Below are 551 nucleotides of genomic sequence, written 5' to 3' on the forward strand. Positions count from 1 at the left end.
GCCAAGCTGCTCTTGCACTGTTCTAATATCGGCACCAGATTCCAATAAATGCGTTGCAAAGCTATGTCTTAACGTGTGACAGGTGACTGTTTTTTCTATGCTTGCATCGAGCGCGGAGCGCTTTACCGCTCTTTGAATAGCGCTTTCATTTATATGATGTCTTCGCAGTTGCCCTGTCTCTTTGTCGACACTTAACTTGTTAGACGGAAACAAAAAGTGCCAATTGAAATCTAATTCTGCATTCGGATATTTACGGCGTAAACCTTCAGAGATGTAAACACCTGCGTATCCGGGTACATGCTGGTCCTTGAAGTAGTAGTTTCTTGCGAAGTTCATCTGCGATTTTAGTGGCTCATGGAGCTCTTTCGCCAATGTGACCGTACGGTTTTTTCCACCTTTCCCTTGCCAGACTCTCACTGCACCATAGTCATAATCTATGTCTTGGATTCTTAGTCTAAGGCATTCCATAATTCGAAGCCCAGAACCGTATAGGAGTTGGATGTGAAGCTTATATCTCGGATCGATATGTTGCACAAACCTGCGGACTTCAT

At 44.1% G+C, this 551-nt stretch carries 1 protein-coding gene; it reads right to left on the reverse strand.

The window, feature by feature from the left end:
* On the reverse strand, nucleotides 1-551 hold a 551-nt coding region (locus R7O13_RS29925), incomplete at both ends, for an integron integrase (RefSeq protein ID WP_318305599.1).

The organism is Vibrio sp. Y176 (assembly GCF_033438945.1).